Here is a 1,140-nt window from a genome sequence, read left to right as displayed (position 1 = left end):
AAAGTTTTTTGTTGTTTATTTTTTGATTGATTAATATTCTCTAAATAATAATGGTTGAGTAATTCTTGTTCTTTTTCAGTTAACATTATTCTCCATTGTTCTTATTTTCGGTGAAATTTACTGATTTTTTTGCGTAAAAATTCCAAGGGTTAAAACGTGACAACCAAGCCAACCGTGAGCTTTTATGTTGCTGATTTGCACATGGTATTACAGACCCATGTGCTGACCTAAAATCAATTTTACATACAGTCCTCCACCTCGGACTCGCTTCGATATTTAACGCTTAATTAATCCGGAAAATTTGTACAGCCCTCCACCTTGCACTCGTTTCGCCTCGCTCCGTTTCGCTTACGCTCACTCCCGCTCATTCCACTCATAACATCGGCGTTTTGCCTACAATTTATCGGATAAATTAAGCTATCTCTCCACTCATTCCCAGCGGTGTTTTACTTAGGAAAATGATTTCAGGTACAGGTTTGTAATAATTTAAAGCTATTTAACTTCTAGCTTACTTTATTCATCGCTTGAATTTTTCGAAATTTATCTGCATCAATATTATCAGATAACCAATTTAACTCAACTTCTGAAAGGTCACTAATTAAATGATCTGTATATACTTCCGTCATTTCATAGAGATTTTTATAATTTATAACCATTTGTTCACTTGAAATTTCTTCACAATCGGCTGGCATTAGACGACCAAGTAACATGACATTTGAAATTATTCCCAGTCCCTTTAATAATTCATCTAATTCGACTTTTGTTCTTGATTTTTCCATATTTTACCTCATTCTTAGTTTGTGTTATAATTATGATATAAATTTTGTTGAGACTCTTTCTTCTTGGTCGTGGAAAGAGTTTTTTATTTTATTTGGTCGATAAGTGATTTCTCCTTTTATGTTATAATATACTCAAACAGTTATAAAATTCAAAACATCATAAACATTCAATTGAGTATAAAATGATTATAATACTCTTTTGAGTGTTTGTCAACAAAAAAACATTCAAAGGAGTATATTTTGTTTAAAGATATATTGAAACAATTACGAATTGAAAAAGGACTCACACAAAAAGAAATCGCACAACACTTTGGTATTGCTCAATCAAATTATCAACAATGGGAAAGTGGCAAACGTTCAC

Annotated in this window: 2 protein-coding genes; one reads left to right on the top strand and one right to left on the bottom strand. The window is 31.8% G+C overall.

All coding sequences use genetic code 11. The features are described from left to right. Window positions 1–503: 503 nt before the first annotated feature. Window positions 504–779, bottom strand: coding sequence for a hypothetical protein (locus ABZ914_RS51665; RefSeq protein ID WP_057719804.1), 276 nt, complete (start codon window positions 777–779; stop codon window positions 504–506). Window positions 780–986: 207 nt separating this feature from the next. Between ABZ914_RS51665 and ABZ914_RS51660 the strand changes: the two genes are divergently transcribed. Beyond that, window positions 987–1,140, top strand: a 154-nt coding sequence (locus ABZ914_RS51660; RefSeq protein WP_500201855.1) for a helix-turn-helix domain-containing protein, incomplete at its 3' end; no start/stop codon positions are given.

The sequence above is a fragment of the Spirillospora sp. NPDC046719 genome (genome assembly GCF_040645715.1).
In the GTDB taxonomy this organism is placed as follows: domain Bacteria; phylum Actinomycetota; class Actinomycetes; order Streptosporangiales; family Streptosporangiaceae; genus Spirillospora.
Note: the sequence above shows the minus strand (reverse complement) of the source record. Positions and strands in the feature narration are given on the sequence as shown.

What these genes read in the sequence shown, in the direction of transcription:
- ABZ914_RS51665 (WP_057719804.1), bottom strand. Translation starts at nt 779, where the DNA reads ATGGAAAAATCAAGAACAAAAGTCGAATTAGATGAATTATTAAAGGGA.